The 26,425-nt window shown below is 65.2% G+C and carries 22 protein-coding genes; 13 read left to right on the plus strand and 9 right to left on the minus strand.

The window, feature by feature from the left end:
- Nucleotides 1-40: 40 nt before the first annotated feature.
- Nucleotides 41-1,105: a tRNA epoxyqueuosine(34) reductase QueG gene (gene queG / locus NMG10_RS18920; protein WP_232857398.1), complete on the minus strand. Its 1,065-nt coding sequence runs from the start codon at nucleotides 1,103-1,105 to the stop codon at nucleotides 41-43.
- 64 nt (nucleotides 1,106-1,169) lie between these two features.
- Between queG and NMG10_RS18925 the strand changes: the two genes are divergently transcribed.
- From NMG10_RS18925 to NMG10_RS18980, 12 genes are all read left to right on the plus strand, one after another.
- Entirely contained in the window at nucleotides 1,170-2,021 is an 852-nt protein-coding gene (locus tag NMG10_RS18925; RefSeq protein WP_232857396.1) for an NAD(P)H-hydrate dehydratase, read from the plus strand.
- The gene (tsaE, locus tag NMG10_RS18930) at nucleotides 2,009-2,482 is read left to right on the plus strand and encodes a tRNA (adenosine(37)-N6)-threonylcarbamoyltransferase complex ATPase subunit type 1 TsaE (RefSeq protein WP_203648187.1); all 474 of its coding nucleotides are present in this window, start codon (nucleotides 2,009-2,011) and stop codon (nucleotides 2,480-2,482) included. Before NMG10_RS18925 ends, tsaE begins: the two co-directional genes overlap by 13 nt.
- A 12-nt stretch (nucleotides 2,483-2,494) precedes the next feature.
- Nucleotides 2,495-3,925, plus strand: a complete 1,431-nt coding sequence (locus NMG10_RS18935; protein ID WP_203648186.1) for an N-acetylmuramoyl-L-alanine amidase — start codon at nucleotides 2,495-2,497, stop codon at nucleotides 3,923-3,925.
- A complete protein-coding gene (gene mutL, locus NMG10_RS18940) occupies nucleotides 3,922-5,823 on the plus strand; it encodes a DNA mismatch repair endonuclease MutL (protein WP_254464899.1) in 1,902 nt (633 codons plus the stop codon). Before NMG10_RS18935 ends, mutL begins: the two co-directional genes overlap by 4 nt.
- Nucleotide 5,824: 1 nt before the next feature.
- Complete coding sequence (gene miaA, locus NMG10_RS18945; protein WP_203648184.1) at nucleotides 5,825-6,796, plus strand: tRNA (adenosine(37)-N6)-dimethylallyltransferase MiaA; 972 nt, start codon at nucleotides 5,825-5,827, stop codon at nucleotides 6,794-6,796.
- A 93-nt stretch (nucleotides 6,797-6,889) separates the two neighbouring features.
- The gene (gene hfq / locus NMG10_RS18950) at nucleotides 6,890-7,150 is read left to right on the plus strand and encodes an RNA chaperone Hfq (RefSeq protein WP_203648183.1); all 261 of its coding nucleotides are present in this window, start codon (nucleotides 6,890-6,892) and stop codon (nucleotides 7,148-7,150) included.
- 18 nt (nucleotides 7,151-7,168) lie between these two features.
- Nucleotides 7,169-8,470 carry a ribosome rescue GTPase HflX gene (hflX, locus tag NMG10_RS18955; RefSeq protein WP_023629895.1) on the plus strand — a complete coding sequence of 434 codons (1,302 nt, stop codon included), beginning with the start codon at nucleotides 7,169-7,171 and terminating at the stop codon, nucleotides 8,468-8,470.
- A gap of 96 nt (nucleotides 8,471-8,566) precedes the next feature.
- Nucleotides 8,567-9,751: an FtsH protease activity modulator HflK gene (gene hflK / locus NMG10_RS18960; RefSeq protein ID WP_110734900.1), complete on the plus strand. Its 1,185-nt coding sequence runs from the start codon at nucleotides 8,567-8,569 to the stop codon at nucleotides 9,749-9,751.
- Complete coding sequence (gene hflC / locus NMG10_RS18965; RefSeq protein WP_203648182.1) at nucleotides 9,751-10,620, plus strand: protease modulator HflC; 870 nt, start codon at nucleotides 9,751-9,753, stop codon at nucleotides 10,618-10,620. The genes hflK and hflC overlap by 1 nt, the downstream gene beginning before the upstream one ends.
- Nucleotides 10,621-10,912: 292 nt before the next feature.
- Entirely contained in the window at nucleotides 10,913-12,100 is a 1,188-nt protein-coding gene (locus tag NMG10_RS18970; RefSeq protein WP_254464901.1) for an ATP phosphoribosyltransferase regulatory subunit, read from the plus strand.
- A gap of 55 nt (nucleotides 12,101-12,155) precedes the next feature.
- Nucleotides 12,156-13,448, plus strand: a complete 1,293-nt coding sequence (locus NMG10_RS18975) for an adenylosuccinate synthase (protein ID WP_028688256.1) — start codon at nucleotides 12,156-12,158, stop codon at nucleotides 13,446-13,448.
- Nucleotides 13,449-13,755: 307 nt separating this feature from the next.
- A complete protein-coding gene (locus NMG10_RS18980) occupies nucleotides 13,756-15,690 on the plus strand; it encodes a methyl-accepting chemotaxis protein (RefSeq protein WP_050707136.1) in 1,935 nt (644 codons plus the stop codon).
- A 93-nt stretch (nucleotides 15,691-15,783) separates the two neighbouring features.
- On the opposite strand, the gene ppa is transcribed toward NMG10_RS18980, so the two are convergent.
- The 8 genes from ppa to NMG10_RS19020 all read right to left on the minus strand — a co-directional run bounded on the left by ppa (nucleotide 15,784) and on the right by NMG10_RS19020 (nucleotide 24,178).
- On the minus strand, nucleotides 15,784-16,311 hold the full coding sequence (gene ppa / locus NMG10_RS18985) for an inorganic diphosphatase (protein ID WP_203648181.1): 528 nt from the start codon (nucleotides 16,309-16,311) through the stop codon (nucleotides 15,784-15,786).
- Between the two features lie 92 nt (nucleotides 16,312-16,403).
- Nucleotides 16,404-17,219 (minus strand): zinc-dependent peptidase, encoded by an 816-nt coding sequence (locus NMG10_RS18990; RefSeq protein WP_203648180.1) that lies wholly within the window; start codon nucleotides 17,217-17,219, stop codon nucleotides 16,404-16,406.
- A gap of 7 nt (nucleotides 17,220-17,226) precedes the next feature.
- Nucleotides 17,227-17,874 carry a DedA family protein gene (locus NMG10_RS18995; protein WP_234562164.1) on the minus strand — a complete coding sequence of 216 codons (648 nt, stop codon included), beginning with the start codon at nucleotides 17,872-17,874 and terminating at the stop codon, nucleotides 17,227-17,229.
- Nucleotides 17,875-18,142: 268 nt separating this feature from the next.
- Nucleotides 18,143-18,601 carry a GNAT family N-acetyltransferase gene (locus NMG10_RS19000; RefSeq protein WP_203648178.1) on the minus strand — a complete coding sequence of 153 codons (459 nt, stop codon included), beginning with the start codon at nucleotides 18,599-18,601 and terminating at the stop codon, nucleotides 18,143-18,145.
- A gap of 107 nt (nucleotides 18,602-18,708) precedes the next feature.
- Nucleotides 18,709-19,527, minus strand: a complete 819-nt coding sequence (eutC, locus tag NMG10_RS19005; RefSeq protein ID WP_232857392.1) for an ethanolamine ammonia-lyase subunit EutC — start codon at nucleotides 19,525-19,527, stop codon at nucleotides 18,709-18,711.
- A gap of 8 nt (nucleotides 19,528-19,535) precedes the next feature.
- Entirely contained in the window at nucleotides 19,536-20,930 is a 1,395-nt protein-coding gene (locus NMG10_RS19010; RefSeq protein WP_254464903.1) for an ethanolamine ammonia-lyase subunit EutB, read from the minus strand.
- Between the two features lie 49 nt (nucleotides 20,931-20,979).
- Nucleotides 20,980-22,428: an ethanolamine permease gene (eat, locus tag NMG10_RS19015; RefSeq protein ID WP_028690369.1), complete on the minus strand. Its 1,449-nt coding sequence runs from the start codon at nucleotides 22,426-22,428 to the stop codon at nucleotides 20,980-20,982.
- A 229-nt stretch (nucleotides 22,429-22,657) separates the two neighbouring features.
- On the minus strand, nucleotides 22,658-24,178 hold the full coding sequence (locus tag NMG10_RS19020; RefSeq protein ID WP_203648175.1) for an aldehyde dehydrogenase family protein: 1,521 nt from the start codon (nucleotides 24,176-24,178) through the stop codon (nucleotides 22,658-22,660).
- A gap of 267 nt (nucleotides 24,179-24,445) precedes the next feature.
- Here NMG10_RS19020 and NMG10_RS19025 point away from each other — a divergent pair, with 267 nt between their 5' ends.
- Complete coding sequence (locus NMG10_RS19025) at nucleotides 24,446-26,422, plus strand: sigma-54-dependent Fis family transcriptional regulator (protein ID WP_234562436.1); 1,977 nt, start codon at nucleotides 24,446-24,448, stop codon at nucleotides 26,420-26,422.
- The last annotated feature ends 3 nt before the right edge of the window (nucleotides 26,423-26,425 follow it).

The raw sequence follows: 26,425 nt of genomic DNA on the forward strand, positions 1-26,425 counted from the left end.
CAAAAGCAAAAGCAAAAGCAAAAGCAAAAGGCAGCAAGCGTCAAAGGGCGTCGTGGCGAGCCAGGGCCCACTCCACGTGCTCGCGTACCAGCTCCGAAGGATCATCCCGCCGCGCGTTGAGCGCTTCCAAGACGGGAATGGTCGAAGGCGCATTCCCCAGGCCCACCGCCAGGTTACGCAAAAACCGCTCATACCCCGCCCGCCGCAGGGGCGAACCCTCGGTGCAGCCGAGAAAACGCTTTTCATCCCACAGGAACAGCTCGGCCAGCTCGATATTGTCCAGCCCCCGGCGGGGCATGAAGTCGTCTTCGGTAGTGGTCTTGGCGAAACGGTTCCAAGGACAGACGATCTGGCAATCGTCGCAACCGAACACCCGGTTACCAATCAATGGCCGCAGTTCCAGCGGAATGGCACCGCGCAATTCGATAGTCAGGTACGAAATGCAACGCCGCGCATCGAGCTGGTAAGGCCCAACAAAAGCCTGGGTCGGACAGATGTCCAGGCACGCCTGGCAGCGCCCGCAATGGTCGCTACCTTGCACGCCATCAATCGGCAGCGGCAGGTCGACGAACAGCTCGGCCAGGAAGAAATAGCTGCCGGCCTTGCGGTTGAGCAACAGGGTGTTCTTGCCGATCCAGCCCAGGCCGGCCTCCTGGGCCAGGGCCTTCTCCAGCACCGGGGCGCTGTCGACGAAGGCACGGTAGCCAAAGGGGCCGATGGCCTCCTGGATGCGATCGGCGAAGTGCTGCACGCGTTTGCGCACCAGCTTGTGGTAATCGCGGCCCAGGGCGTAGCGCGAGATGTAGGCCTTTTCCGGTTCCGCCAGGCGCTTGGCCATCTGCGTGTCGCCGGGCAGGTAGTCCATGCGCAGCGAAAGCACCCGCAGCGTGCCGGGGATCAGCTCGGCCGGGCGCGAGCGCTTGTGGCCATGGTCGCCCATGTACTCCATCTCGCCGTTGTAGCCGGCAGCCAGCCAGCGCTGCAGGTGCTGTTCGTGCTCGCCAAGGTCGACGCCGGCGATGCCGACATGGGCAAAACCGAGTTCGCGGCCCCAATCCTTGATCGATTGGGCCAGTGTGGCGATGTCTGGGAGATTGGCGGACATGGATGAACAAGCATTACGAGCGGAGGTGCGTATAATTCTGCCAGACATCGGAGCCTTTGACCCCATGCCTCAGACCAAACACCCCCCATTACTGCTGAGTAGCCTGACCTTGGCCGGGCTGCCGCCCCGCGCCGCCGATGCCCACAAGGGCGATTTCGGCCATGTGCTGGTGATTGGCGGCGACCTGGGCACCGGCGGCGCAGTGATGCTCAGCAGTGAGGCAGCGCTGCGTTGCGGCGCCGGCCTGGTCAGCGTGGCGACCCGTGCCGAGCACGTCGGCGCAGGGCTGGCCCGCCTGCCGGAGGTGATGTGGCAGGGCGTGAGCTCAGCCAACCAGCTGCTTGGCCCGCTCGCACGGGCCTCGGTGCTGGTGGTCGGTCCCGGCCTGGGCCAGGCGGCCTGGGGCCGCAGCCTGCTGTCGGCGGTGAGCCATGCGCACCTGCCGCAGGTGTGGGACGCCGATGCCCTCAATCTGCTGGCCGCTGCGCCACTGGCGTTGCCCAGCGGCAGCATCCTCACCCCGCACCCGGGCGAGGCGGCGCGGCTGCTGGGCATCTCCACCGAGGCGGTGCAGGCCGACCGGCCGGGCGCCGCGCGCAAGCTGGCGCGGCGCTACGCCAGCGTCTGCGTGCTCAAGGGCGCGGGCACGCTGGTGGCCGACCCGGCCGGGCAACTGGCGCAGTGCGGGCGAGGGCACCCGGCCATGGCTGGTGCCGGGTTGGGCGATGTGCTTACCGGCGTGCTGGCGGCGTTGCTGGCCCAGGGGCTGGACGCCTGGCAGGCCGCGTGCCTGGGGGTATGGTTGCATGCCTGCGCGGGCGAGCGCCTGGGTGTCAAAGGCAGAGGGCTGGCGGCCAGTGATCTGGTCCCGGTCATTAGAGCGTTATTGGAGGAGCATTCAGCGTGTCAGGTGTAACCCTGTTTCTGGCCGACGAGCCAGCCACCGTCGCCTTTGGCGCCAAGCTGGCCGAAGTGACCAAAGGTCATGGCGTGATCTTTCTCGAAGGCGACCTGGGCGCCGGCAAGACCACGCTGTCCCGTGGCCTGATCCGCGGCCTGGGCCACGACGGCCCGGTGAAAAGCCCGACTTTCACCGTGGTCGAACCCTACGAGATAGGCGACATCCGCGCCTTCCATTTCGACCTCTATCGTCTGGTCGATCCGGAGGAGCTCGAGTACCTGGGCATTCGCGACTATTTCGAGGGCGATGCGTTGTGTCTGTTCGAATGGCCGGATAAAGGCGCGGGCGTTTTGCCAAAGCCCGACCTGACCATTACCATAAGCCCGCAAGCGGGCGGACGTTCGCTGAACCTGTCGCCGCAGGGGGCACGCGGCGAAGCCTGGTGTGCCGTTCTGGCCAAAGAATTCAAACAGTAAGTGGGGAAAGGTATGCGCATACGCGCACTGGTCGCCGTCGTTGGGCTGCTGCTGACCGCGGTGACCGTTGACGCTCTGGCCGTCACTCAAGTCAAGAGCATGCGCCTGTGGCGCGCTCCGGACAACACGCGGCTGGTCTTCGACCTGTCCGGGCCTGTGCAGCACAGCGTCTTTACCCTGACCGCACCCGATCGCCTGGTGATCGACATCAACGGCGCGACCCTGGGCGCGCCGCTGAACGTCTCCACCTCGAACACGCCGATCACCAGCGTGCGCTCGGCCCAACGCACGCCCACCGACCTGCGGGTGGTGGTCGACCTGAAAAAGGCCGTCTCGCCCAAAAGCTTCGTCCTGGCGCCGAATGCCCAGTACGGCAACCGCCTGGTGGTCGACCTGTACGACCAGGAAGCTGACGCTATCGCCGCCAGCAACCCGACCCCGCCACCGACGCCGCAGCCTCCGGCCACCACGCCGGCGGTGCCGGTCACCCCGGCGCAACCGGCGATCAAGCTGCCGCCGGCGCCGGCCGGCAAGCGTGACATCGTGGTTGCCATCGATGCCGGCCACGGTGGCGAAGACCCGGGCGCGTCCGGCTCGCGCGGCCAGCACGAGAAAGACATCGTGCTGGATATCGCCAAGGAGCTGCAGCGCCAGATCAACTCCGAGAAGGGCTACCGCGCCGAGCTGACCCGTACCGGCGATTACTTCATCCCGCTGCGCAAGCGCACCGAGATCGCCCGCAAGAAAGGCGCCGACCTGTTCGTCTCGATCCACGCCGACGCCGCGCCGTCCAAGGCCGCCTTCGGCGCCTCGGTGTTCGCCCTGTCCGACCGTGGCGCCACCTCCGAGACCGCCCGCTGGCTGGCCGACACGGAAAACCGCTCCGACCTGATCGGCGGTGCCGGCAATGTCAGCCTCGACGACAAGGACCGCATGCTGGCCGGTGTGCTGCTCGACCTGTCGATGACCGCCACCCTCAGCTCCAGTCTCAACGTCGGCCAGAAGGTGCTGGGCAACATGGGGCGGGTCACGCCGCTGCACAAGCAGCGCGTGGAACAGGCCGGATTCATGGTGCTGAAATCGCCGGACATTCCGTCGATCCTGGTCGAGACCGGCTTCATCTCCAACGCCAACGAGGCCGCCAAGCTGGCGACACGTAGCCATCAGCAGGCACTGGCGCGCTCGATCCACACCGGCGTGCGCCAGTTCTTCCAGCAGAACCCGCCACCGGGCACCTACATCGCCTGGCTGCGCGACAGCGGCAAGATCGCCCAGGGGCCGCGTGAGCACACCGTGCGTCCCGGCGAGACCCTGGCGATGATCGCGGTGCGCTACCAGGTCAGCGTTGCCAGCCTGCGCAGCAGCAACAGCCTGAAAACCGACGAGCTGAAGGTCGGCCAGCACCTGGATATCCCCACCACCGCCCTGGCGTCCCAGCAATGAGTGGCGGTTCGCGTATCCAGCTGCTCAGCCCGCGGCTGGCCAACCAGATCGCCGCCGGCGAGGTGGTCGAGCGCCCCGCGTCGGTGGCCAAGGAGCTGCTGGAAAACAGCCTCGACTCCGGTGCCCGGCGCATCGAGGTCGAGGTCGAGCAGGGTGGCGTGAAGTTGCTGCGGGTGCGCGACAACGGCAGCGGCATCGCCCCGGACGACCTGCCGCTGGCCCTGGCGCGCCACGCCACCAGCAAGATCCGCGAACTGGAGGACCTCGAAGGCGTGCTCAGCCTCGGTTTTCGCGGCGAGGCCCTGGCCTCGATCAGCTCGGTGGCGCGCCTGACCCTGACCTCGCGTACCGCCGACGCCAGCGAAGCCTGGCAGGTGGAAACCGAAGGGCGCGAGATGACGCCGCGGGTGCAGCCTGCCGCGCATCCGGTCGGCACCTCGGTCGAAGTGCGCGACCTGTTTTTCAACACCCCGGCCCGACGCAAGTTTCTCAAGGCCGAGAAGACCGAGTTCGATCACCTGCAGGAAGTGATCCGGCGCCTGGCGCTGGCGCGCTTTGATGTCGGCTTCCACCTGCGCCACAACGGCAAGACCATCTTCAGCCTGCACGAAGCAGCCGACGAGATGGCCCGCGCGCGGCGCGTGGGCACCATCTGTGGTCCGGGCTTTCTCGAACAAGCGCTGCCGATCGACGTCGAGCGCAACGGCCTGCGGCTGTGGGGCTGGGTCGGCCTGCCGACCTTCTCGCGCAGCCAGGCCGACCTGCAGTACTTCTTCGTCAATGGCCGCGCCGTGCGCGACAAGCTGGTCGCCCACGCGGTGCGCCAGGCCTATCGCGACGTGCTGTTCAATGGCCGGCACCCGACTTTCGTACTGTTCCTCGAGTGCGACCCGACCGGGGTGGACGTCAACGTACACCCGACCAAGCACGAGGTGCGCTTCCGCGAAGGGCGCACGGTCCACGACTTCCTTTATGGCACCCTGCACCGCGCCCTGGCCGACGTGCGTCCGGAGGACCAGCTCGCCGCGCCCGCCGCGACCAGCGAGATGCTTCGCCCTAGCGGTCTGCAGGCCGGCGAGTTCGGCCCGCAGGGCGAGATGCGCCTGGCTTCGCCGGTGCTCGAACAACCCCAGGGCGAGGCGCGGCCGGCCTTTTCCTCCGGCGGCTCTGGCGCCGGTTATCAGTACCAGTACACCCCGCGTCCCGCGCAGCCAGTCAACGTCGGCGAGGCCCAGGCGGTGTACCGCGAGTTCTACGCGCCGCTGGACAACGCTGCCGCCACGCCAAACGCGCTGCCGGAAAGCCAGGGCGACATCCCGCCGCTGGGCTACGCCCTGGCGCAGCTCAAGGGTATCTATATCCTCGCCGAGAACGCCGTCGGCCTGGTGCTGGTGGACATGCACGCCGCCCATGAGCGGATCATGTACGAGCGTCTGAAGGTGGCCATGGCCAGCGAGGGCCTGAGCGGCCAGCCGCTGCTGGTGCCCGAGTCGCTGGCGCTGAGCCAGCGCGAGGCCGATTGCGCCGAGGAGCACGCCCAGTGGTTCCAGCGCCTGGGCTTCGAGCTGCAGCGCCTGGGCCCGGAAACCCTGGCGATCCGCCAGATCCCGGCGCTGCTCAAGCAGGCCGAGGCTAACCGTCTGGTCCAGGACGTGCTTGCCGACCTGATGGAATACGGCACCAGCGACCGTATCCAGGCGCACCTGAACGAACTGCTCGGGACCATGGCCTGCCACGGCGCGGTGCGCGCCAATCGGCGCCTGGCCATCCCGGAGATGAACGCGCTGCTGCGCGACATGGAGAACACCGAGCGCAGCGGCCAGTGCAACCATGGCCGGCCGACCTGGACCCAGATGGGCCTGGACGACCTGGACAAGCTGTTCCTGCGGGGCCGATAAGATGAGCGCAAAACCCCCGGCGATATTCCTCATGGGACCGACTGCGGCCGGCAAGACCGACCTTGCCATCGAGCTGACCCAGGTGCTGCCCTGCGAGCTGATCAGCGTCGATTCGGCGTTGGTCTATCGCGGCATGGATATTGGCACTGCCAAACCTTCGAAAGAGATCCTGGCCGCTCATCCGCATCGGCTGATCGACATTCTTGACCCGGTCGAAAGCTATTCGGCCAAGCAGTTCTGCACCGACGCCCTTGAAGCCATGGCCGAGATCACCGCGCGCGGCAAGATCCCGCTGCTGGTGGGCGGCACCATGCTCTATTACAAGGCCCTGGTCGATGGTCTGGCTGACATGCCACCGGCCGACGCCGCCGTGCGCGCCGAGCTCGAGGCGCAGGCAAGTGCGCTGGGGCTGGCTGAATTGCATCGGCAACTGGCCGAAGTCGACCCGGAATCAGCCGCGCGCATCCATCCGAATGACCCGCAGCGTCTTATCCGCGCGCTCGAGGTATACCGGGTGAGCGGCGAGAGCATGACCGCCCACCGCCAGCGTCAATTCGCGGAAAGTCGCGACGCAGACGCAGGCGCGAACGGGCATTTGCCCTATACTGTCGCGAGTTTGGCGATTGCTCCTACAGATCGTCACATTTTGCATCAGCGAATTGCGCTACGATTTTCGCAGATGCTGGAACAGGGCTTCGTCGATGAGGTCCGATCGCTGCGTGCCAGAAGTGACTTGCACGCGGGGCTGCCGTCTATACGGGCAGTGGGCTATCGACAGGTCTGGGATTATCTCGACGGTCAGCTGACTGAGAATGAGATGCGTGAACGCGGTATCATTGCCACGCGCCAGCTGGCCAAGCGGCAGTTCACCTGGTTGCGCGGCTGGGAAGGCGTGCACTGGCTGGATAGCCTGGCCTGCGACAATCTGTCCCGCACCTTGAAATACCTTGGGGCCGTCTCCATATTGAGCTGAGTCCCTGCTTATAGCCGTCTATTCTTACGAAAAACGGCATGAATCATCGAATTTCCAGTTTTTCTACTATTGATCCTTACAGGAGTGCGGCATATGTCAAAAGGGCATTCGCTACAAGACCCTTACTTGAACACCTTGAGAAAAGAAAAAGTCCCGGTTTCGATCTATCTGGTCAACGGGATCAAGCTGCAGGGCCAGATCGAATCCTTCGACCAGTTCGTCGTGCTGCTGAAGAATACCGTCAGCCAGATGGTCTACAAGCACGCCATTTCGACCGTCGTCCCGGCACGTCCGGTTCGCCTGCCAAGCCCGACCGATGCCGAGCACGGTGACAGCGAGCCAGGCAACGCTTGAAAATAGTAGGAGCCTGCATTGTTCTTTGAGCGCCACGGTGGTGGTGAGCGAGCGCTGCTCGTTCACTTGGAAGGTCAGAACCCTGAGGCGCGCGAAGACCCGCAGGAGTTTCAGGAGCTGGCGCTGTCGGCCGGAGCCGATATCGTTTCGCTGGTAACAGTGGCGCGGCATCAGCCCACCGCCAAGTTTCTGATCGGCAGCGGCAAGGTCGAGGAGCTACGCGACCTGGTCCATTCGGCCGAAGCCGATCTGGTGATTTTCAATCACACCCTCACGCCCAGCCAGGAACGCAACCTCGAACGTGTCTTCGAGTGTCGCGTGCTGGACCGTACCGGGCTGATTCTCGATATCTTCGCCCAACGGGCGCGTACTCACGAAGGCAAGCTGCAGGTCGAACTGGCCCAGCTCGAGCACATGAGCACGCGGCTGGTGCGCGGCTGGACCCACCTTGAGCGACAGAAAGGTGGTATTGGCCTGCGCGGCCCGGGCGAGACCCAGCTGGAAACCGACCGCCGCCTGCTGCGGGTGCGTCTGCGCCAGATCAAGGCACGCCTTGAGAAGGTGCGCAGCCAGCGTGAGCAGGCCCGTCGCGGGCGCAAACGCGCGGACATTCCGTCGGTTTCGCTGGTGGGCTACACCAACGCCGGCAAGTCGACCTTGTTCAACGCCCTGACGCAATCCGACGTGTATGCCGCGGACCAGTTGTTCGCCACCCTCGACCCGACCTTGCGCCGGCTCGAACTGGCCGACCTGGGACCGATCGTGCTGGCCGACACCGTGGGCTTCATTCGCCACCTGCCGCACAAGCTGGTCGAGGCATTTCGGGCTACGCTCGAAGAGTCGAGCAACTCCGACCTGCTGCTGCACGTGATCGACGCCCATGAGCCCGAGCGCATGGAGCAGATCGAGCAGGTGCTGGCGGTATTGGGTGAGATCGGGGCCGAGAGCTTGCCGATCCTCGAGGTCTATAACAAACTCGACCTGCTCGAAGATGTCGAGCCGCAGATCCAGCGCGATGCCGATGGCAAGCCGCAGCGGGTCTGGGTATCGGCACGCGATGGTCGAGGCCTGGAGCTGGTTGGCCAGGCGATTGCCGAGTTGCTGGGGGACGACCTGTATGTTGGAACCCTGTGCCTGGAGCAACGGTTTGCCCGCCTGCGCGCGCAATTCTTTGCCCTGGGTGCCGTGCAGAGTGAAGAGCATGATGAAGAAGGGCGCAGCCTGCTGAGCGTGCGACTGCCCAGGGTCGAGTTGAATCGCCTGGTCAGCCGCGAAGGCATGGAGCCGCAAGTGTTTGTCGAGCAACACACTTTGCAATAAATGCCCGTCGAGGTCGTCGGGCAGCGGTGACAGGCATTCTGTAGCATTGGACGGCGCGCCGTGGGCGCGTCTTTGCTTTATCAGATGGAGAGCGCTATGGCTTGGAACGAGCCGGGTGGCAACTCGAACAATCAGGATCCCTGGGGCGGTCGCCGTAACGGCGGCGGCGGTGGTGGCGACAAGAAAGGTCCACCGGATCTCGACGAGGCCTTCCGCAAGCTGCAGGACAGCCTGAACGGCATGTTCGGCAGTGGCAAGAAACGCGGTGGCGGTGGCGACCGCAATATCGGCAAGGGCGGCAGCTATGGCTTGCTGGGTATCGGCCTGGCGGTGCTGGCGGCCATCTGGCTGTACAACGCCGTGTACGTGGTGGACGAGCAGGAGCAGGCCGTGGTGCTGCGCTTCGGCAAGTACTACGAGACCGTCGGTCCCGGCCTGAACATCTACTTCCCGCCGATCGACCGCAAGTACATGGAAAACGTGACTCGCGAGCGGGCTTACACCAAGCAGGGCCAGATGCTCACCGAAGACGAGAACATCGTCGAGGTGCCGCTGACCGTGCAGTACCGCATCAGCAACCTGCAGGACTTCGTGCTCAACGTCGACCAGCCGGAAGTCAGCCTGCAGCATGCGACCGACAGCGCCCTGCGCCACGTGGTGGGTTCCACCTCGATGGACCAGGTGCTGACCGAAGGCCGCGAGCAGATGGCCGTGGACATCCGCGAGCGTCTGCAGCGTTTCCTCGACACCTACCGCACCGGTATCACCGTCACCCAGGTCAACGTGCAGAGCGCGGCAGCTCCGCGTGAAGTACAGGAAGCCTTCGACGACGTGATCCGTGCCCGTGAAGACGAACAGCGTGCGCGCAACCAGGCCGAGTCCTACGCCAACGGCGTGGTGCCCGAGGCCCGCGGTCAGGCGCAGCGCATCATCGAGGACGCCAATGGCTACCGCGATGAGGTAATCGCCCGTGCCAAGGGTGAGGCCGATCGCTTCACCAAGCTGGTTGCCGAGTACCGCAAGGCGCCGGACGTGACCCGTCAGCGTCTGTACCTGGAAACCATGCAGGAGGTGTACAGCAACTCCAGCAAGGTCATGGTGGCGACCAAGGACGGGCAGAACAACCTGCTCTACCTGCCACTGGACAAGATGGTCGAAGGCAGCCGCAACAGCACGCCAGCGCCGGTCAGCGGAGTTTCGCCGTCGGTCAACGACGCCGCCGCACGTGCCGCGCAGGACCTGCAACAACAACCGCCGCTGCGTTCCAGGGAGAGCCGCTGATGAGCAATAAATCGCTGTTCGCCCTGATTGGCGCCGTGGTGCTGGCGATCGTCGCCTGGAACTGCTTCTACATCGTCTCGCAGACCGAGCGCGCGGTATTGCTGCAGTTCGGCCGCGTGGTCAAGGCTGATGTCCAGCCCGGCCTGCACGTGAAGGTGCCGTACGTGAACCAGGTGCGCAAGTTCGATGCCCGCCTGATGACCCTCGACGCCCCGACCCAGCGTTTCCTGACCCTGGAGAAGAAGGCGGTGATGGTCGATGCCTACGCCAAGTGGCGGGTCAAGGACGCCGAGCGCTTCTACACCGCGACCTCGGGCATGAAGCAGATCGCCGACGAGCGTCTGTCGCGTCGTCTGGAAAGCGGCCTGCGTGACCAGTTCGGTAAACGCACCCTGCACGAAGTGGTGTCCGGTGAGCGTGACGCGTTGATGGCTGACATCACCGCTTCGCTGAACCGCATGGCCAGCAAGGAGCTGGGTATCGAAGTGGTCGACGTTCGCGTCAAGGCCATCGATCTGCCGAAGGAAGTCAACCGTAGCGTGTTTGACCGCATGAGCACCGAGCGTGAGCGTGAGGCTCGCGAGCACCGCGCCAAGGGTAACGAGCTGGCCGAAGGTATTCGTGCCGACGCCGACCGTCAGCGCCGCGTGCTGCTGGCCGAGGCGTATCGTGAAGCGGAAGAGACCCGCGGTGATGGCGACGCCCAGGCGGCCTCCATCTACGCCAAGGCCTACAGCCAGGACGCTGATTTCTATGCGTTCCACCGTAGCCTGCAGGCCTACCGCGAGAGCTTCTCGAGCAAGAGCGACGTACTGGTCCTGGACCCGAAGAACGAGTTCTTCCGTTACCTGGACAAGAGCAAGCCCTGATGCTGCTCTCATGACGGGGCGCCCCGTCTGGCAGCTAAAATGCCAGGCGGGGTGCATCCTGAATGAAAAGGGGTGTATGATGCGGCAGCCGGGAAATTCCCGGCTTTTTTGCGTCTGCAAGGTTGATCGGCCCATGGCTTGTTGACGGTTTGGTCAGGACGCAAGGCAATTCGAGGGTGTTGGGTACGGTGGTTGCGCTGGGATCGGTGCTGCCCGCTATTGTGCGCCAACGCCTGCTTTACTCACGGCTCGCCTGCGGGCAGGCCGCCCGGACCAGAGGGGAAATGGCGTAATGGCAACGGTAGACCGCTGGCTGCTGCCAGATGGCATCGAGGAAGTACTGCCACCTGAGGCCGCGCGCATCGAGATCGCGCGGCGTCAGGTGTTGGACCTGTTCCAGAGTTGGGGTTACGAACTGGTCGTCACGCCGCATATCGAGTACCTGGAGTCGCTGCTCACCGGCGCCGGCCAGGACCTGGACCAGCGCACCTTCAAGGTCGTCGACCCACAGTCCGGCCGCCTGATGGGCTTCCGTGCCGACTTCACCCCGCAGGTGGCGCGTATCGACGCCCACACCTTGCGCCGTGAAGGCCCGAGCCGCCTGTGCTACGCCGGCAGCGTGCTGCACGCGCAACCGCGTGCCCTGTCCACCTCGCGCAGCCCGATCCAACTGGGCGCCGAGCTGTACGGCGACGCCAGCCCCACCAGTGATGTCGAGGTCATCAGCCTGATGCTCGCCACGCTGCAGCTGACCGATGTGCCGGATGTGCACATGGACCTTGGCCACGTCGGTATCTACCGCGGCCTGGCCCGCGCCGTCAACCTGTCTGGCGCGGTCGAGCAGCAGCTGTTCGACGCCCTGCAGCGCAAGGCGGTCGACGAAGTGCAGGCGCTCACCGCCGACCTGCCGAAGGACCTGGGCAACATGCTGCGCGCCCTGGTCGAGTTGTGCGGCGGCCGTGAAGTGCTGGCCGAGGCCCGTGTGCGCCTGGGCCGTGCCCCGGCCAGCGTGCTGGCGGCGCTGGACGACCTGCTGGCGATCGCTGATCGCCTGGCGTCGCGCTACCCGGACCTGCCGTTGTACTTCGACCTCGGCGAGCTGCGCGGCTACAACTATCACACCGGCGTGGTGTTCGCGGTGTTCGTGCCGGGCGAAGGTCAGTCGATCGCCCAGGGCGGTCGCTACGACGACATCGGTGCCGATTTCGGCCGGGCACGCCCGGCCACCGGATTCTCCACGGATTTGAAGACCCTGGTCACACTGGGGCGAGCGGAGGTCGTATTGCCTGCTGGCGGCATCTGGATGCCCGACAGCAGCGATGCGGCCCTCTGGCAGCAAGTCTGCCAGTTGCGCAACGAAGGCCAGCGTGTGGTCCAGGCCCTGCCTGGCCAGCCGTTGAGTGCTGCCTTCGAAGCGGATTGTGATCGGCAATTGATTCAGCAAGACGGGCGTTGGCAGGTTCTGCCGCTGACCCATTGAGATTCTTCGCCGGCAGTGGGCCGGCAACCAAGTTGCGTGAATGAGGACAAGTGTTATGGGTAAGAATGTCGTCGTCCTGGGCACCCAGTGGGGTGATGAGGGCAAAGGCAAGATCGTCGATCTGCTGACCGAACATGCTGCCGCCGTAGTGCGCTACCAAGGTGGCCACAACGCGGGCCACACCCTGGTGATCAACGGTGAGAAGACCGTTCTGCACCTGATTCCCTCTGGCATCCTGCGTGAAGGCGTGCAGTGCCTGATCGGCAACGGCGTGGTCGTTGCTCCTGACGCCCTGATGCGTGAAATCACCAAGCTGGAAGAGAAGGGCGTGCCAGTGCGCGAGCGCCTGCGCATCAGCCCGGCCGCCCCGCTGATCCTGTCGTACCATGTGGCCCTCGACCAGGCCCGTGAGAAGGCCCGTGGCGAAGCCAAGATCGGCACCACCGGTCGTGGCATCGGCCCGGCCTACGAAGACAAGGTGGCCCGTCGCGGCCTGCGCGTCGGCGACCTGTTCCACCGCGAGCGTTTCGCCGCCAAGCTCGGTGAGCTGCTGGACTACCACAACTTCCAGCTGGTGAACTACTACAAAGAGCCGGCCATCGACTTCCAGCAGACCCTGGACGAGTGCATGGCCTACGCCGAGCAGCTCAAGCCGATGATGCTCGACGTCACCGCCGAACTGCACAACCTGCGCCGCGCCGGCAAGGACATCATGTTCGAAGGCGCCCAGGGCTCGCTGCTGGACATCGACCACGGTACCTACCCGTACGTCACCAGCTCCAACACCACCGCCGGCGGCATCTCCACCGGTTCCGGCGTTGGCCCGATGTACCTGGACTACATCCTGGGCATCACCAAGGCGTACACCACTCGCGTCGGTTCCGGTCCGTTCCCGACCGAACTGTTCGACGAGACCGGCGCCACCCTGGCCAAGCGTGGTCACGAGTTCGGCTCGACTACCGGCCGCGCCCGTCGTTGCGGCTGGTTCGACGCCGTCATCCTGCGTCGCGCCATCGACGTCAACAGCATCTCGGGCATCTGCCTGACCAAGCTGGACGTACTGGACGGCCTGGAAACCATCAACATCTGCGTTGGCTACAAGAACGAGAACGGTGCCGTCATCGACGCGCCGTCCGATGCCGACAGCTATATCGGCCTGGAGCCGGTGTACGAAGAGATGCCGGGCTGGAGCGAGTCGACCCTGGGCGTGAAAACCCTGGAAGAGCTGCCGCAAGCCGCGCGCAACTACATCAAGCGTATCGAGGAGCTGGTCGGCGCGCCGATCGACATCATCTCGACCGGCCCGGACCGCAACGAGACCATCGTGCTGCGTCATCCGTTTGCCTGATCGGCCGCTTCGGTAGCTGATTGAACGCCGCGTTCCCGCAAGGGAACGCGGCGTTTTTGTTTCTGTATGGCAGTACTGTCGAGTCTCTGTGGGAGCGGGTTTACCCGCGAATGCGGCGGCGAATCCAGCATTGCATTCGCGGGTAAACCCGCTCCCACAGAGATGTTGCTTTGCTTTCAACTCTGTCACAGGTACAGATGCCGCCCGACCTGGCATTTTTACCTGCTGCCTTCGGCACAACCCTTGCTGTAAGAAGCTTCTGATGATGCCATCAAAGTAATGGCGCCAGAAACACGAGGGTTACAACGTGTCTGCCATCCTTTCACTGTTACGAAGCCGCCTCTTGCGGCCTGTGTTTGTTGCGCTTGGTATCGCTCTTCTGGTGCAGGTGCTGGTCGCCGTTGCACTGACACGGAGCACGGTCACCGCCCTGGAGGCCGATTTGGGGGCGCGCCTGGGCAACGACAGCCAGAAACTGGCCGCCGAACTCGAGCAGGCCGGGCAGGATGTCCGCGCCGGGCTCGACAGCCTGTCGGCCAGTACTCGCCAGCGCCTCAGCGCGGGCCTTTCCGAGCGGCTGCAGGGCGAACAGCAACAGTTGCGCGCGACCCTGGAGAAGAACCTCAAGGATTCGGCCAACGACATGGCCGAGCTGCTGGCCTCGGTAGCGCCGCGGGCGATCTGGGACAACGACGTGCCGACGCTGTCGGACTTCGCCCGCCGTGCCCAGCGCAATCCCAACGTGCTGTTCGTCATCTATGACGACGCCCAGGGCCAGCACCTGACCCGCTACCTCAACCGGCAGAACCCGATCAACCAGGCGTTGATGGACAAGGGGCAGGGCGAGCGGGCGCTGGACAAGGTGCTGGATGCCGCACGCAAGGACCCGTCGGTGTACTACGTCGAGGCCTCGATCAACCCCAACGGTGCCGAGATCGGCAAGGTGCTGATGGGCGTCTCCACCGCGGGCGTCGACCAGGAGCTCAAGGCCCTCGACCAGCGATTCGCCGCACTGATCGCCAGCGGCGAGCAACTGGTCGGCGACAGCCTGGTGGCTGCCGCCGCCGACAGCGGCAAGGCCCTGCGCGCGCGGTTGGAGACGGCCCAGAACAGCGCCACGGCGATGCAGGCCAATACCGCGCAGACCGTGCGCGATGCCGCCGCCGAGCTGCGCTGGCGCATCGGCCTGGGCCTGGTGCTGGTCGGGTTGGGCGTGCTGCTGGTGGTGGCGGTGGTGCTCGGGCGCCGGGTACTGAGCAAGCTCGGCCTGCTGATCGCCGCGCTGAACGACCTGGCCGCGGGCGAGGGCGACCTGACCAAGCGGGTCAAGCTCGACAGCCGTGACGAGATCGGTGACATGGCCTCGGCGGTCAACCGCTTCGTCGACAAGCTCCAGCCCATCGTTCGCGAGGCCGGTGAGGTGGCACAGCGCACTGGCGTGGAGATCGGCAGCATGGCCCAGCGCAACGCGGGGGCCGATGCTGCCGCTGCGCTGCAGCGCGACGAAGTGGCGGCCAGCCTGCGCGACCTGTCGAGCATGGCCGACGAGGCCCAGGCCGAGAGCCATGCCATGCAGGCGGCGTTGCAGCAGGTGGTGGACATTCGCCAGGCCACCGATGAGAACAGCCGCGCCTCTACCCAGCTGGCGCGGTTGATCGAGAACCTGGCCGGTGAGGTACAGACGGGCTCCCAGGTGATCGAGCGGCTGGCCAAGCAGAGCGAACAGATCGAGGTGGTGTTGACGGTGATCCATGGTATCGCCGAGCAGACCAATCTGTTGGCGCTGAACGCCGCCATTGAGGCGGCGCGGGCCGGGGAAACCGGGCGCGGCTTCGCCGTGGTGGCCGACGAGGTGCGGGCGCTGGCGAGCAAGACGCAGAGTTCGACCGGGGATATCCAGTCGCATATCGCCGCCTTGCAGCAGGGGGCCAAGGAGGCGGTGGCGACCATCAGCCAGGCTGGGCGCCAGGCCAGCGAGGGCCTGCTGGTGCTGCGCGACAACGAGCGGCGCCAGCAGTCGGTGCAGGCGGCAGTGGAACAGGTGCATGCGGCGATCGGCCTGGCCACCCGTGCGGCGGAGCAGCAGGCCAATGGCGCGCAGGCGGTACGTGGGCGGGTGGAGAACATCCATGCCCAGGCTGAGCGTTCGGCCGAGGTAGTGATGCAGACCACGGCCAGCAGCAAGGTGCTGGACGACCTGGCGGCGCAGTTGCGGGCCAGCCTGGGGCAGTTCAGGGCCTGATATTGCGCCTTTATAGCGCCTGCGTTGGGCAATGTCCGTTGCCGAACGCCCATGAAAAAGCCCTGCCGAAGCAGGGCTTTTCTTGTGTCAGGCTCAGCCCTTGTAGGCAGCGACCGACTTGGTGATCGCGGCGCGGGCGGCGTCGGCGCCTTCCCAGCCTTCGATCTTGACCCATTTGCCCTTCTCGAGATCCTTGTAGTTCGCGAAGAAGTGCTCGATCTGCTGGATCAGCAGGGCTGGCAGGTCGGTGTATTCCTTCACGTCAACGTAGAGCTGGCTCAGCTTGTCGTGCGGAACAGCGATGACCTTGGCGTCGCCGCCGCCGTCGTCGGTCATGTTCAGGATGCCGACCGGACGGGCGCGGATCACCGAGCCTGGGGCAACCGGGTACGGGGTAACGACCAGCACGTCCAGCGGATCACCGTCGTCGGCCAGGGTGTTGGGGATGTAGCCGTAGTTGGCCGGGTAGAACATCGGGGTGGCCATGAAACGGTCGACGAACAGGGCATCGCTGTCCTTGTCGATCTCGTACTTGATCGGCGCGTGGTTGGCCGGGATTTCGATGGCGACGTAGATGTCGTTCGGCAGGTCTTTGCCGGCTGGAATCTTGCTGTAGCTCATTGGGCAATGCCCCCGTGTTTGAACAAAAAAGTGGCGGCGATTATAGGCACATTCCCACGGTGGGTGCCACGTCCGGCCTGATGTGCGGGCGTTCAGGCGTGGCTTTCGCGGTAGTCCGGGTGTTCGGCCTGAAGGTGCATCAGACGCTCGAGCGGATCCTGGCGATAGAACAGCGACAGCTGCTGGTAGACCTGCGGGTAAGCCTGGTGCAGCAGATCGGGGGCGCTGAAGAAGTATTCACTGGTGACGGCAAAGAACTCGGCAGGGTTTTCCGCGGCGTAGGGATCGATGGCCGTTTCGGCGTCCGGGTCGGCATCGAGCTGGCGATTCATCGCGTCATAGGCCTGCTGCATGGCCTGGGCCCAGTCCTCGACGCGCATGCCGTGGTGCAGGGGCGGCAGGCCGTTGGCGTCGCCGTTGAGCATGTCCAGCTTGTGCGCCAGCTCGTGGATCACCAGGTTGTAGGCTTCCCAGCCGCCGCTGGCCAGGACCCCGGGCCAGGCCAGGATCACCGGGCCCTGCTGCCAGGCTTCGCCACTGTGCTCGGCATCCCACACGTGCTCGACGCCGCTGGCGTCGCGGTGGCGCTGAGGGCTCTTGAAGTCGTCGGGGTAGAGGATGATCTCGTGGAAGCCCTGGTACCAGTTCAGCTCGCCCAGGTGCAGCAGCGGCAATTGGGCCTGGGCGGCGAGGAACAGGCGCTGCTCGTCGTCCAGCTCGACGCCCGGCAGGGTAGTCAGGTGCTTGTCATGCAGGAACAGCACGCTGGCTTCACGCAGCCAGCGGTCTTCCTCGTCGCTGATACCATCCAGCAGCGGCAGGCGCTCGCGGACCACCTGCCACATGCGCGGGTCGACTGGATAACGGGCCAGGGTGCGCCGGCGGCGCCAGGCGCTGAAGGACCACATGCGCCGCTCAGTGGGCCTTGGCCGTACGGCCCAGGCGACCGCGCAACAGGCCGAGGATCATCGGCACCAGCGACAGGATGATGATGGCGACCACCATCAACGACAGGTGCTGCTTGATGAACGGTACGTTGCCGAAGAAGTAGCCCAGGGTCACCAGGCCACCTACCCACAGCAGCGAGCCGGCCACGCTGAAGGCCAGGAAACGCGGGTAGTGCATGTGGGCGATACCGGCGACGAACGGCGCGAAAGTGCGCAGGATCGGCAGGAAGCGCGCCAGGGTGACGGTCTTGCCGCCATGGCGTTCATAGAACTCGTGGGTGCGCTGCAGGTAGTCCTGGCGGAAGATCTTCGAGTTGGGGTTGCGGAACAGGCGTTCGCCCGCCGTGCGCCCGATCACGTAGTTGGTGCTGTCGCCGAGGATCGCCGCAGTCATCAGCAGGCCGGCCAGCAGCACCGGATCCATGCCGCCGCCAGCGGCCACGGCGCCGGCGATGAACAGCAGCGAGTCGCCCGGCAGGAACGGCATCACCACCAGGCCGGTCTCGCAGAAGATCACGGCGAAGAGAATGGCGTAGATCCAGGGACCGTAGTTGTTGACCAGCAGATCGAGGTAGGCATCGAGATGCAGGATGAGGTCCAGCGGGTTGAAATCCATGTACAGCACCTGTGTTCTTGACCCGCTACTACGGGCGCGCGATGACGGACAGCGCCATGGTTGGGGAAGGTTTACCGGCTAGGCGGGTAACTTTTCGCACATGACAGGAAGGGGATTATACGGCGAAGTCCGGATTGTGCCCGGAGAGTTTGTAGCGAGGGGTTACGACTCTTTCAGACCAGGCGCATTCTCTGTAGGAGCGGCACAAGGCCGCTCCTACAGGCGTACGTGTACGGTCATCTTGTATGCCGGTGGCCCCGTGCATCGCTCAATCCTGACTGATCGGCAAGATATAGTTCTCGAACTCGGTGTCCTTGCGAAAACCCATGGACTCATAAGTCTTGCGCGCCACTTCGTTGTCGCTGCTGGTGGACACGCGCATGCGCACGGCGTTGGATTGCTTGGCCATCTTCTTGGCCTCGCGCATCAGGTTGTCCGCTACCAGCATGCGTCGTGAGTCCTCGGCCACGTAGATGTCATTGAGGATCCACACGCGCTTGAGTGACAGCGAGGAGAAGCTTGGGTAGAGCTGGCAGAAACCCAGTAACTTGCCGTCGTCGTCAACGGGCAGGGCGAGGTAGATGATCGATTCCTTGCGCTCGAGGCGCTTCTCGAGAAAGGATCGTGAGCTGTCCGGGTAAGGCAATTGCCCATAGAACTCGCGATATTTCACGAACAGCGGGGTGAGCAGGTCGAGGTGTTCCAAGGTTGCCTGGATGATGCGCATGGGCGGGCCTCTGAGTCCATTGGGGATACGGCGGATTGCCTGCAGCGTCCTCTGGCATGCTGCCTAAAGCAGGCCAGAAGCGCAATCCGCCTTCCGTGACATGTTGTTTACCCTTCACCGAGCAGGAAGTTTGAGCTTTTTCCGGCAGAGTCTTCACTGTCGATACTATGGACCTCTGCTTCGTCCTTCAGATTCACCCCCGAGAGCTGGCGTCGGCACGCTTCGCGCATCAGGTACAGCAGGCGGTGGGCGGCCATGCCGTAGCTCAGGCCTTCCAGGCGCACGTTGGAAATGCAGTTGCGGTAGGCGTCGGTCAGGCCGACCTTGGGCGCGTAGGTGAAGTACAGCCCCAGGCTGTCGGGCGAACTCAAGCCCGGGCGTTCGCCGATCAACATGACTGTCATGCGTGCGCCAAGCAGCTCACCGACTTCGTCGGCCACCGCGACCCGGCCTTGCTCCACCAATATAACCGGGGCGCTGGTCCAGCCATCGGCGGCGGCCTGCTCCTCGAAGCGGCTCAGGAAGGGCAGGGTGTGGCGGTGCACGGCCAACGCCGACAGACCATCGGCGACGACGATCGCCAGGTCTACGCCGTCGGGGTTGGCCTGGGCATGCTCGCGCAGGCGCTGCGCCGAGTCCTCGTGCAGGCGCCGGCCAAGGTCCGGGCGTTGCAGGTACTGATGGCGGTCGCTGGCGGCGCTGTGCAGCAGCAGGCTGTCGCGGCCGCGCTCGCCAAGCTGCTGGCGCAGGCCGACGTGGTCGAACGGCAGATGCACGGCATCGCGGGCCTGGGCGTGGGCGAACTGGAAGTCCAGCTGGGCGCCGGTCGGCAGGCTGATGCCGGTGCGGCCGAGGGCGATGCGCGCCGGGGTGAGGTTGCGCAGGGCCAGCCAGGGATTGTCCGGAGTGGGGGTGTGTCGTTCCATGGTCACCTCTAGGCCAGCTGTGCCAGGGCCTGGCGGAAGGCTGGCGGCAGGTTGTCGCCGAAGCGGATGCGGCCGTCGGCCTGGGTGAAGATGTCGGTGCGCTCCAGCCACGCCTCGAATTCCGGCCCGGGCTTCAGGCCCAGGGTCTGGCGCGCGTAGAGCGCGTCGTGGAACGAGGTGGTCTGGTAGTTGAGCATGATGTCGTCGGAGCCGGGGATGCCCATGATGAAGTTGATCCCGGCCACGCCCAGCAGGGTCAGCAGGGTGTCCATGTCGTCCTGGTCGGCCTCGGCGTGGTTGGTGTAGCAGATGTCGCAGCCCATCGGCACGCCCAGCAGCTTGCCGCAGAAGTGGTCCTCGAGGCCGGCGCGGATGATCTGCTTGCCGTTGTACAGGTATTCCGGGCCGATGAAGCCGACCACTGTGTTGACCAGGAACGGCTTGAAGTGGCGGGCCACGGCGTAGGCGCGGGTCTCGCAGGTCTGCTGGTCGACGCCGTGGTGGGCGTTGGCCGACAACGCGCTGCCCTGGCCGGTCTCGAAGTACATCAGGTTCTGCCCGAGCGTGCCGCGCTTGAGCGACAGGCCCGCCTCGTAGCCTTCCTGGAGCACGTTGAGGTTGATGCCGAAGCCGGCGTTGGCCGCCTCGGTGCCGGCGATGGACTGGAACACCAGGTCCAGCGGCACGCCACGGTTGATCGCCTCGATCGAGGTGGTGACGTGGGTCAGCACACAGGACTGGGTGGGGATGTCGTAGCGCTGGATGATCGCGTCGAGCATCTCCAGCAGTGCGCAGATCGAGGCGATGCTGTCGGTGGCCGGGTTGATGCCGATCATGGCGTCGCCGTTGCCGTACAGCAGGCCGTCGAGGATGCTCGCGGCGATGCCGGCCGGTTCGTCGGTCGGGTGGTTGGGCTGCAGGCGCGTCGACAGCCGCCCGCGCAGCCCCATGGTGCCGCGAAAGGCGGTGACCACGCGGATTTTCTGCGCCACCAGCACCAGGTCCTGCACGCGCATGATCTTCGATACCGCCGCCGCCATTTCCGGCGTCAGGCCTGGCGCCAGGGCGCGCAGGCTGTGCTCGTCGGCCTGCTCGCCCAGCAGCCAGTCGCGCAGGCCGCCGACGGTCAGGTGGCTGACGGCGGCGAAGGCCTGCGCATCGTGGGTGTCGATGATCAGGCGGGTGACTTCGTCCTGTTCATAAGGAATCAGCGCCTCGCTGAGGAAGTGCTTGAGCGGGATGTTGGCCAGGGCCATCTGCGCCGCCACCCGCTCGCCGTCGTTGCTGGCGGCGACCCCCGCCAGGTAGTCGCCCGAACGCGCCGGGCTGGCCTTGGCCATCACCTCTTTGAGGCTGTCGAAGCGGTAGACCTGGTGGCCCACCGTATGCGTGAAACTTGCCATACAGAATCTCCAGGGCGCCGCAGGCCTGGCCTGCGGCGCAAGTCGGCGATCAGTGCAGGGCCTCTTCGGCCTTCTGGATCGCGGCGAATTCCTCTTCCGGGGTACCCGCCACCAGGTGGTGACGGCTGTAGAAAGCAAAGTAGGCAATTAATACTGCATAGATCACCGCAGCGCCAATCACCACCCGCGGATCGACCAGGAACCCGGCGACCACGGCGATGCAGGCCAGCACCAGGGCCACGCCCGAGGTGAAGATGCCGCCGGGGGTGCGGTACGGGCGCTCCATTTTCGGGCGACGGATACGCAGGGTGATGTGCGCGGCCATCATCAGCACGTAGGACAGCGTGGCGCCGAACACCGCCACCAGGATCAGCAGGTCGCCCTGGCCAGTCAGCGACAGGGCGAAGCCGATGATGCCGGGGATCACCAGGGCCAGTACCGGGGCCTTGCTCTTGTTGGTTTCCGACAGCTTGCGCGGCAGGTAGCCGGCACGGGAAAGCGCGAAGATCTGCCGCGAATAGGCATAGATGATCGAGAAGAAGCTGGCGATCAGGCCGGCCAGGCCCACCAGGTTGACGAAGCCGCCCATCCAGGTGGAGCCGCCGTAGGCCTTGGACAGCGCCTCGACCAGCGGGTTGCCCGAGGCCTTCAGCGCTTCGGAACCGGCGCCGCCGGGCCCGACCACCAGGATCAGCAGGGCGAAGGCCAGCAGCACCAGCATCGCGCCGATCAGGCCGCGGGGCAGGTCGCGTTTCGGGTTCTTGGTCTCTTCGGCGGCCAGCGGCACGCCCTCGACCGCGAGGAAGAACCAGATTGCGTAGGGAATCGCCGCCCACACGCCGACGTAGCCGAACGGCAGGAAGCTGCTGGCACCCACGGCGTCAGTCTTGGCGATGTCGAACAGGTTGGCTGCATCGAAATGGGGCACCATGCCGATCAGGAACACCGCCAGGGCGATGGCGGCGACGGCGGTGATGATGAACATCAGCTTCAGCGCCTCGCCCACCCCGAAGATGTGGATGCCGATGAACACGATGTAGAAGGCCAGGTAGATCATCCAGCCGCCGATACCGAACAGCGACTGGCAGTAGGCGCCGATGAACACGGCGATGGCTGCGGGGGCAATGGCGTACTCGATGAGGATCGCCGTGCCGGTGAGGAACCCGCCCCAGGGGCCGAAGGCGCTGCGGGCAAAGCCATAGCCGCCGCCGGCGGTGGGGATCATCGACGAAAGTTCGGCCAGGGAGAAGCACATGCACAGGTACATGGTGGCCATCAGCAGGGTGGCGAGGAACATGCCGCCCCAGCCACCCTGGGCCAGGCCGAAGTTCCAGCCGGCATAGTCGCCGGAGATCACGTAGGCCACGCCCAGGCCCACCAGCAGGACCCAGCCGGCGGCGCCTTTCTTCAGTTCACGTTGCTGGAAATAGTCCGATCCGACTTTTTCGAAGTCGACGGAGGAACTCGCCGGCGCGCTGCCGGAATGATCGCTTGGCATAGGGTTCACCTGTTGTTTTTCTTAGGTTGCCGGAGGGACTGCCGGCCACTGGTGATTCGTTTTGCAGGAAGCGGGCCAGAGCGGTTGATGCACGGGAACCGCCCTGGTTTCTGGTTTGTGCAGGTCTGGCCTCTTCGCGGGCAAGCCCGCTCCCACAGATTCGGCACTGATTTTGAATTTTATGCTGTATCTGTGGGAGCGGGTTTACCCGCGAAAAGGGCGACGCGGTTTAGAAGAAGCCCAGCGGGTTGATGTCGTAGCTCACCAGCAGGTTCTTGGTCTGCTGGTAGTGGTCGAGCATCATCTTGTGGGTTTCACGGCCGACGCCGGACTTCTTGTAGCCACCGAACGCGGCGTGCGCCGGGTACAGGTGGTAGCAGTTGGTCCACACGCGGCCGGCCTTGATACCGCGGCCCATGCGGTAGGCGCGGTTGATGTCACGGGTCCACACGCCGGCACCGAGGCCGAACTCGGTGTCGTTGGCGATGGCCAGGGCCTCGGCTTCGTCCTTGAAGGTGGTGACGCTGACCACCGGGCCGAAGATTTCTTCCTGGAACACGCGCATCTTGTTGTTGCCCTTGAGCAGGGTCGGCTGGATGTAGTAGCCGCTGGCCAGCGCGCCTTCGAGCTGCTCCACCTTGCCGCCGGTGAGCAGCTCGGCGCCTTCTTCCTGGGCAATCTTCAGGTACGACTGGATCTTCTCGAACTGCTGTTGGGATGCCTGGGCGCCGACCATGGTGTCGGTGTCCAGCGGGTCGCCGCGCTTGATCTGCAGGACCTTCTTCATCACCACTTCCATGAACTGCGGGTAGATCGACTCCTGCACCAGGGCGCGCGACGGGCAGGTGCATACTTCACCCTGGTTGAAGAACGCCAGCACCATGCCTTCGGCGGCCTTGTCGATGAAGGCCGGCTCGGCCTGCATGATGTCCTCGAAGTAGACGTTGGGCGACTTGCCACCCAGCTCGACGGTGGACGGGATGATGTTCTCGGCGGCGCATTTCATGATATGCGCGCCGACCGGGGTGGAGCCGGTGAAGGCGATCTTGGCGATGCGCTTGCTGGTGGCCAGGGCTTCACCGGCCTCGCGGCCATAGCCTTGCACCACGTTGAGCACGCCCTTGGGCAGCAGGTCGCCGATCAGCTCCAGCAGCACGGTGATGCCCAGCGGCGTCTGCTCGGCAGGCTTGAGCACCACGCAGTTGCCGGCGGCCAGGGCCGGGGCCAGCTTCCAGGCGGCCATCAGCAGCGGGAAGTTCCACGGGATGATCTGCCCGACCACGCCCAGTGGCTCGTGGATGTGATAAGCCACGGTGGATTCGTTGATCTCGGCGGCGCCGCCTTCCTGGGCGCGGATGCAGCCGGCGAAGTAGCGGAAGTGATCGACCGCCAGCGGGATGTCGGCGTTGAGGGTTTCGCGGATCGGCTTGCCGTTGTCCCAGGTCTCGGTGATGGCCAGCAGTTCGAGGTTCTGCTCGATGCGATCGGCGATGCGCAGCAGGACGTTGGAGCGGTCCTGCACCGAGGTGCGGCCCCAGGCGTCGGCGGCGGCATGGGCGGCGTCGAGGGCCTTTTCGATGTCTTCGGCGCTGGAGCGGGGGAACTCGGCGATCGCCTGGCCGTTCACCGGCGAGGTGTTGGTGAAGTACTCACCCTTTACCGGAGGAACGAACTCACCACCGATGTAGTTGCCGTAGCGGCTCTTGAAGGAAACCTTCGCGCCCTCGGTACCGGGATGTGCGTAACGCATGGTGTGTCTCCTGGTCGTTGTGATTGTTGCGGAGTTTCCTAGCGTAGAGCAAAGGTCGGGCCAGCGCCTGGAGGTCCTTGTGTATCAATGACTTGGGTCAAGGGCGGTAAGCGGTTGGCCATGCTCTGTGCCAAGGCCGGTACGGCCTGGGTGACACTTTGTACCGTTTGCGACACGGGTCGTGACCGCAGGGTCAGTGCACCATTGCAAAGCGTTCCCGCCTGGAGGATGCTGGCGACACGCTCTATCTGCGGAGAACAACTACAAATGCAGAGCAACCCGTTCAGCCGCCATGCCCAGCAAGTGCTCACGGTCGCCCACGGCCAGGCCAGCGGGCCGGGCAGCGACCCGTCGATCGCCCGCTCCTGGCTGCGCTGCCTGGAGGACTACCACCTCGACCCGGCACGGGCCCAGGCCCCGGTGGTGCTCGAGCACGGCCGCCTGCTGGAGAGCCGCGAGCGCCTGCGCCAGGTGCTGCAGATCGCCGACAACGAGATGAACAGCCTGCACCAGCAGCTCTCCGGCAGCGGGCACGCGGTGTTGCTGACCGACGCCCGCGGGGTGATCCTCAACTGCGTCACCGCTCCCGGCGAGCGGCGCATCTTCGAGCGCGCCGGGCTGTGGCTTGGCGCCGACTGGAGCGAAGCCCGCGAGGGCACCAACGGCATCGGCACCTGCCTGGTCGAGCGCCAGGCCCTGACCATTCACCAGGACGAGCACTTTCGTGGCCGCCATACCGGCCTGACCTGCTCGGCCAGCCCGGTATTCGACCCCCACGGTGAACTGCTGGGGGTACTCGACGTGTCATCGGCACGGCCGGATGTTTCGCGCCAGAGCCAGTTCCACACCATGGCCCTGGTCAACCTGTCGGCGAAGATGATCGAAAGCTGTTATTTCCTGCGTCATTTCGAGCAGCAGTGGCTGCTGCGCTTCCACCTGCAGGCCGAGTCGGTCGGCCTGTTCAGCGAAGGGTTGCTTGCCGTCGATGGCGACGGGCGGATTTGCGCCGCCAACCAGAGCGCCTTGAACCTGCTGGGGACCATCCGAGGCGGCGTGCTGGGCAAGCCCCTGGACAGGTTCTTCGCCTGCAGCCACGACGAGCTGTTCAGTCGCGCCACGCCCCAGGGCAGCAGCGCCTGGCCGCTGCACACCCGCGATGGCCGCCAGGTGTTCGCCAGCTTGCGCGGCCAGGCCCGAACGCCGGTGTGGTCAGTGCCGGTGGCCTTGCCCCGGGCCAGCGACCCCGGCATCTGCCTGCTCGACCCGGCCCTGCGCGAGGACTTTCGCCGCGCCGTGCGGGTGTTCGAGCGTGATGTGCCGCTGCTGCTGCGCGGCGAGACCGGCTGCGGCAAGGAGGCCTTCGCCCAGGCCGTGCACCAGGCCAGCTCGCGCCGGCACAAGCCGTTCGTGGCGATCAACTGCGCGTCGATTCCCGAGAGCCTGATCGAGAGCGAGCTGTTCGGCTATCGCGGCGGCAGCTTCACCGGCGCGCGCAAGGAGGGCATGCGCGGCAAGCTGTTGCAGGCCGATGGCGGCACCTTGCTGCTGGACGAGATCGGCGATATGCCGCTGGCGCTACAGACCCGCCTGCTGCGGGTGCTCGAAGAACGCCAGGTGGTGCCCATCGGTGGCGAGCCGCAGGCGGTGGATGTGCGGATCGTCAGCGCCACCCACCGTGACCTGCTGGAACGGGTTGAACAGGGGGGCTTTCGCGAAGATCTCTATTACCGCCTCAATGGCCTCGAGGTTGCACTGCCGGCGCTGCGCGAGCGTAGCGACAAGGCGCAGTTGCTCGATTTCCTGCTGGCGCAGGAGGCCGAGGGCCAACCCGTCGGCCTCGACCCGGCCGCCCGCCAGGCACTGCTGGACTTCACCTGGCCGGGTAACGTGCGGCAGATGAGGAATGTGCTGCGTACGCTGGTGGCGTTGTGCGAAGGTGCGCACATCGAGTTTTCCGATCTCCCTGCAATTGTCCGCCATGGCGCGCCCTCTGTAGGAGCGGCCTTGTGCCGCGAAAGGGCCGCAGAGCGGCCCCAGGATCCTGACCATATCGCTGAAATCGCCGGGGCCGCTGCGCAGCCCTTTCGCGGCACAAGGCCGCTCCTACACGCCGAGCGCGATGCATTGCTCGCCGTACTGGAGGCAAACCGCTGGCACTTGACCCGCGTCGCCGAACACCTGGGCATCAGCCGCAATACCTTGTATCGAAAACTGCGCAAACACGGCATCGCCAGGGCTGGTTGAGCG

It is taken from the genome of Pseudomonas sp. DVZ6 (genome assembly GCF_024259445.1).
Lineage (GTDB): Bacteria > Pseudomonadota > Gammaproteobacteria > Pseudomonadales > Pseudomonadaceae > Aquipseudomonas > Aquipseudomonas peradeniyensis.

What these genes read in the sequence shown, in the direction of transcription:
- NMG10_RS18925 (WP_232857396.1), top strand. Translation starts at nt 1,170, where the DNA reads ATGCCTCAGACCAAACACCCCCCATTACTGCTGAGTAGCCTGACCTTG.
- NMG10_RS18970 (WP_254464901.1), top strand. Translation starts at nt 10,913, where the DNA reads ATGGCAACGGTAGACCGCTGGCTGCTGCCAGATGGCATCGAGGAAGTA.
- eat (WP_028690369.1), bottom strand. Translation starts at nt 22,428, where the DNA reads ATGCCAAGCGATCATTCCGGCAGCGCGCCGGCGAGTTCCTCCGTCGAC.
- miaA (WP_203648184.1), top strand. Translation starts at nt 5,825, where the DNA reads ATGAGCGCAAAACCCCCGGCGATATTCCTCATGGGACCGACTGCGGCC.
- NMG10_RS19020 (WP_203648175.1), bottom strand. Translation starts at nt 24,178, where the DNA reads ATGCGTTACGCACATCCCGGTACCGAGGGCGCGAAGGTTTCCTTCAAG.
- queG (WP_232857398.1), bottom strand. Translation starts at nt 1,105, where the DNA reads ATGTCCGCCAATCTCCCAGACATCGCCACACTGGCCCAATCGATCAAG.
- eutC (WP_232857392.1), bottom strand. Translation starts at nt 19,527, where the DNA reads ATGGAACGACACACCCCCACTCCGGACAATCCCTGGCTGGCCCTGCGC.
- hflC (WP_203648182.1), top strand. Translation starts at nt 9,751, where the DNA reads ATGAGCAATAAATCGCTGTTCGCCCTGATTGGCGCCGTGGTGCTGGCG.
- hflK (WP_110734900.1), top strand. Translation starts at nt 8,567, where the DNA reads ATGGCTTGGAACGAGCCGGGTGGCAACTCGAACAATCAGGATCCCTGG.
- NMG10_RS19000 (WP_203648178.1), bottom strand. Translation starts at nt 18,601, where the DNA reads ATGCGCATCATCCAGGCAACCTTGGAACACCTCGACCTGCTCACCCCG.
- NMG10_RS19025 (WP_234562436.1), top strand. Translation starts at nt 24,446, where the DNA reads ATGCAGAGCAACCCGTTCAGCCGCCATGCCCAGCAAGTGCTCACGGTC.
- NMG10_RS18995 (WP_234562164.1), bottom strand. Translation starts at nt 17,874, where the DNA reads ATGGATTTCAACCCGCTGGACCTCATCCTGCATCTCGATGCCTACCTC.
- NMG10_RS18975 (WP_028688256.1), top strand. Translation starts at nt 12,156, where the DNA reads ATGGGTAAGAATGTCGTCGTCCTGGGCACCCAGTGGGGTGATGAGGGC.
- NMG10_RS18990 (WP_203648180.1), bottom strand. Translation starts at nt 17,219, where the DNA reads ATGTGGTCCTTCAGCGCCTGGCGCCGCCGGCGCACCCTGGCCCGTTAT.
- NMG10_RS18935 (WP_203648186.1), top strand. Translation starts at nt 2,495, where the DNA reads ATGCGCATACGCGCACTGGTCGCCGTCGTTGGGCTGCTGCTGACCGCG.
- mutL (WP_254464899.1), top strand. Translation starts at nt 3,922, where the DNA reads ATGAGTGGCGGTTCGCGTATCCAGCTGCTCAGCCCGCGGCTGGCCAAC.
- ppa (WP_203648181.1), bottom strand. Translation starts at nt 16,311, where the DNA reads ATGAGCTACAGCAAGATTCCAGCCGGCAAAGACCTGCCGAACGACATC.
- hfq (WP_203648183.1), top strand. Translation starts at nt 6,890, where the DNA reads ATGTCAAAAGGGCATTCGCTACAAGACCCTTACTTGAACACCTTGAGA.
- NMG10_RS19010 (WP_254464903.1), bottom strand. Translation starts at nt 20,930, where the DNA reads ATGGCAAGTTTCACGCATACGGTGGGCCACCAGGTCTACCGCTTCGAC.